The sequence below is a fragment of the Streptomyces panacea genome (assembly GCF_040560175.1).
Taxonomy (GTDB): domain Bacteria; phylum Actinomycetota; class Actinomycetes; order Streptomycetales; family Streptomycetaceae; genus Streptomyces; species Streptomyces panacea.
Genome location: NZ_JARJHW010000325.1, coordinates 1 through 3773, shown reverse-complemented (window position 1 = coordinate 3773; position 3773 = coordinate 1). Strand labels below are relative to the sequence as shown.

General features: G+C 68.3%; 5 protein-coding genes and 1 pseudogene. 1 reads left to right on the top strand and 5 read right to left on the bottom strand.

What is annotated here, in order from left to right; genetic code table 11:
- Positions 1 to 430: pseudogene (locus P3L51_RS35470) on the bottom strand (hypothetical protein); the annotation flags it as partial.
- A gap of 305 nt (positions 431 to 735) precedes the next feature.
- Here P3L51_RS35470 and P3L51_RS35465 point away from each other — a divergent pair.
- Entirely contained in the window at positions 736 to 1053 is a 318-nt protein-coding gene (locus tag P3L51_RS35465; RefSeq protein ID WP_354609483.1) for a hypothetical protein, read from the top strand.
- 17 nt (positions 1054 to 1070) lie between these two features.
- On the opposite strand, the gene P3L51_RS35460 is transcribed toward P3L51_RS35465, so the two are convergent.
- The 4 genes from P3L51_RS35460 to P3L51_RS35445 form a co-directional block, all read right to left on the bottom strand.
- On the bottom strand, positions 1071 to 1643 hold the full coding sequence (locus P3L51_RS35460) for a hypothetical protein (protein ID WP_354609482.1): 573 nt from the start codon (positions 1641 to 1643) through the stop codon (positions 1071 to 1073).
- Positions 1644 to 1692: 49 nt separating this feature from the next.
- Positions 1693 to 2358: a DUF5063 domain-containing protein gene (locus P3L51_RS35455; RefSeq protein ID WP_354609481.1), complete on the bottom strand. Its 666-nt coding sequence runs from the start codon at positions 2356 to 2358 to the stop codon at positions 1693 to 1695.
- Complete coding sequence (recR, locus tag P3L51_RS35450) at positions 2351 to 2950, bottom strand: recombination mediator RecR (protein ID WP_354609480.1); 600 nt, start codon at positions 2948 to 2950, stop codon at positions 2351 to 2353. Before recR ends, P3L51_RS35455 begins: the two co-directional genes overlap by 8 nt.
- 99 nt (positions 2951 to 3049) lie before the next feature.
- Positions 3050 to 3385 carry a YbaB/EbfC family nucleoid-associated protein gene (locus tag P3L51_RS35445; RefSeq protein WP_354609479.1) on the bottom strand — a complete coding sequence of 112 codons (336 nt, stop codon included), beginning with the start codon at positions 3383 to 3385 and terminating at the stop codon, positions 3050 to 3052.
- Positions 3386 to 3773: the final 388 nt, after the last annotated feature.

Sequence of the window (3773 nt, the reverse complement as noted above, 5' to 3'; positions counted from 1 at the left end):
GGCCCCTGTCGCGGTCCAGTTCCGTGAGGTCGACGCCGCGCAGGCTGTCCACGTACGCCTTCCACCACTCGTTGTCCCTCGACGTACGCGAGAAGTACGTGCGCGTCACCCACCGCAGGCTGTTGTCCGCGACGGCGAGGTGTTCCTTCACGAGCCTCAAGTGACCGGCCTCGGAAAGGAACTTGAGCGACTTGGCGCACGCCTGCTGCCCGTAGTCGGCGACATTGGCCGCGAGGGCCTTGTAACCGATCGCGGCGCCCTCGGTCAGACGATCGATGTACGCGGCGATCGCCGCTTCCCTCGTGCGCAGATGTGCGAAATCGGCGGCGGTACGGGGGAGTTGGTGGGGCGCGGAGCGCTTTCCGTAGCCGGGCTTGGCCAGAGGGTGTGCGGGCGCGCGCAGGGCGGCACTAAGCTCTGTGGAATCCACGATCGAGTCCTTTTCGATCCGTTGGTCAGGCCCCGGTTCGGTGTTGGTGCACCAGCCGGGGCCGCTTAATGCCATGAACGCTAAACCGTCAATACTCTCTGACGCAAGTTGACCACAGAAAGTCATCTCGACTGGTCAGCGGGGGACTTGGGAGGGGGGTTGGTTCCCACCCACTCCCACCCACTCATCAAAAAAGGGCTCGGAGCCCGAGGCTCAAGCTCCGGGACGACCTGCGGTGATGTCACTCAACGGGCCTGAGTAGCCGGGCTCATGCGACGGGCACCCCCACCCGCTTCGATCGACACATGAACGCCGACCCGACCACAGCCCAGGCCACCCGCAGACTCCGCAAGTGGGCCACCGTCTCGGCCCTGTTGCTGGTGCCCGCGACGATTCTGGCGGGGCTGCTCGCCGTCGTCGGCGAGCGCGCCAGCAGGTGTTTCACGTACGGCGGCTGCGACAGCAACCCCGACTGGCTCTACCAGGGAAGTCTCGTGATCGCCGGCATCGCCTGGGTGACCGCACTCTGCGTCCGGCGCAAGGCCGTGGGCGGGACCGCGTACGTGGTCCAACTGGCCGCGCAGGGAACGTTCCTGATGGCGGTCGTCACGACCTACGCGTAGCGGCGTACCACCAACCCTCAGCTCTGGTCCGACACCACGTCCAGTCGCCAGCGGCCGTGCCCCTGGACCCGCAACAGCCCTTCGGTCGGCACCTTCACGGTCCCCCGCAGAGCTTCGCCCCGCGTGAGCTGCCGCTCCTTCTTCTCGGTGAGGCTCTGGAAGAAGAGCGCTCCACCGAAGTCGCCGTCCCACTCGAATCTCAGCTCTATCCTCCTGCCGGTATGGAGCAGAAGGTCGCCGTGCTTGCCCTTGACCGCGACGCCGAGCGGCGTCAGCTCCCGCAGGGGCACCGTGCGCAGGCGCCACGGCCCGATGGCCATGGAGTTTCCGTGGGTGGTGAACCGGCGAACGCGGAGACGATCACAGCCCGCAGGAAGCACCACACGCTCGCGCCCGAGCCCCATGGCGGCCGCAAGATACGGGCCGACGACCTCCTGCCCCTCCTCGCGCCTCAGCTCGTGCAGGTTGTACTGAGAGGTGAACCAGCCGCCCCGAAACTCCAGCACCGTCGGCCTCGTGCCGTCCTGCGGGGGGAGGTCGAGCTCCCGATTCCCCCATCCACTCGCCGAGAACCCCGCACTGTCCGCCATCCCGCACTCCGCCCCGTCGTCCCCGTCACCCCAGCGGGCACAAGGGCCCCTACGCCGGGTCCGCGACCGGGCGCATGCCCAGCGTGCCCAGTTCCTCCGCCATCACTTTGCCCGCCTCCTCCGCCAGCGCGTCCTCGCCCAGGTCCTGGTCCGTGTCCAGGCCGTCAAGTTCCGGGAGGGGCTGGTCGAGGCGGACGTGGGCCACCAGGGACTGGAGGGCGCGGAGCGCGGCCGAGGCCGTGGAGCCCCAGTTGGAGAAGTACGAGAACTGCCACCACCACAGCGCCTCGGTCGTCCGGCCCGCGCGGTAGTGCGCCATGCCGTGCCGCAGGTCGGCGACGATGTCGGCCAGGTCGTCGGAGATACGGCACGGGACCGGCGCCTTGCGGGGCTCGTACGGGTCGAAGACCTCCGAGTACACGTCGATCGGCTCAAGGATCGCCGCGAAGCGCTCGCGCAGGTCGCCGACGTCCGGCTCCGGGCCCAGGTCGGGCTCGTACCGCTCGTCGGGGAGGATGTCCTCGTGCGCGCCCAGCCGGCCGCCGGCCAGGAGCAGTTGGGACACCTCTAGGAGCAGGAACGGCACGGCGCTGTCGGGCTCGTCGCCCTTCGCGACCTCCGTGACCGCGACGATGAAACTCTCGACCTGATCGGCGATCTGGACCGCGAAGTCGTCCGGGTCCTGCGTGGTGGAGTGCAGCGTGGCGTCAGACATCGAGAAGTCGTCTCCCCTCGAAGGCACGCCCCAGCGTGACCTCGTCGGCGTATTCCAGGTCGCCCCCCACGGGGAGACCGCTGGCAAGGCGCGTGACGCGCAGGCCCATCGGTTTGATCATGCGGGCGAGGTACGTGGCCGTGGCCTCGCCCTCCAGGTTGGGATCGGTCGCCAGGATCAGTTCGGTGACCGCGCCGTCGGCGAGACGGGCCAGCAGCTCACGGATCCGCAGGTCGTCGGGGCCCACGCCCTCGATGGGACTGATCGCGCCGCCGAGCACGTGATACTTCCCGCGATACTCACGGGTGCGCTCGATAGCGACGATGTCCTTGGGCTCCTCGACGACACAGATGACGGTCAGGTCGCGGCGCGCGTCGCGGCAGATGCCGCACCGCTCCTCCTGCGCCACATTGCCGCACACCGCGCAGAAGCGGACCTTGTCCTTCACTTCGAGCAGGGTGTGCGCGAGGCGGCGGACGTCGGTCGGTTCGGCCTGGAGGATGTGGAAGGCGATCCGCTGCGCGCTCTTGGGACCGACGCCGGGCAGTCTGCCCAGTTCGTCGATGAGGTCCTGGACCACGCCTTCGTACAACGGATCGCCCTTCCTGGTGCTTGTCGAGGTGTGTGTTCGTGGTGCGGTTTTCGTGGTGCGTCTTCGTGGTGCTCGTACGGTAGTTGCTGCGGCCGCTCGCTAGAAGGGCAGGCCCGGCATTCCGCCGAGACCCTGGGCCAGCGGGCCGAGCTTCTCCTGCTGGAGCTGCTGCGCGTTCTCGTTCGCCGCCTGGACGGCGGCGAGCACGAGATCGGCGAGCGTCTCCGTGTCTTCGGGATCGACCGCCTTGGGGTCGATGACGAGGCCGCGCAGCTCCCCGGAGCCGTTGACGGTCGCCTTCACAAGACCGCCGCCCGACTGACCGTCGACCTCGGTCGCGGCCAGCTCCTCCTGGGCCGCCGCGAGGTCCTGCTGCATCTTCTGGGCCTGCTGGAGGATCTCCTGCATGTTGGGCTGGCCACCACCGGGAATCACGGTCACTCCTGGCAAATCGACGTCGGATGTTCGGCAGGTCGAGCCTACGTGGTCACCATGCAGGCCGTCCTACCCCACAGGAACGAACTCTTTCGAGTGAGAGTGCCCGGCTCCTCTACCTGATCACGGCCCCCACACGGGGGAAGCACCCGGATTTCGGGCGCGGGGCCCACCATTCGGCGGTAGGAAGTGCGGTACGCGTTCCTATCCGCTTTTCCGTTCCACGTTTCCATCTTCCACTCAGACATGCCGTTACGCAGAGGAGCCCCGGTGAGCCAGCCGGACATGCAGCCCGGGGGGCCGGCCCGGGACGAAGGGGCGCGGGTCGCGCCGGGGAGTGTGAATGGACACGGGAAGGGGAGCGGAGGCGGTGCGGGGGCCTGTCTCT

What these genes read in the sequence shown, in the direction of transcription:
- P3L51_RS35465 (WP_354609483.1), top strand. Translation starts at nt 736, where the DNA reads ATGAACGCCGACCCGACCACAGCCCAGGCCACCCGCAGACTCCGCAAG.
- P3L51_RS35460 (WP_354609482.1), bottom strand. Translation starts at nt 1,643, where the DNA reads ATGGCGGACAGTGCGGGGTTCTCGGCGAGTGGATGGGGGAATCGGGAG.
- P3L51_RS35455 (WP_354609481.1), bottom strand. Translation starts at nt 2,358, where the DNA reads ATGTCTGACGCCACGCTGCACTCCACCACGCAGGACCCGGACGACTTC.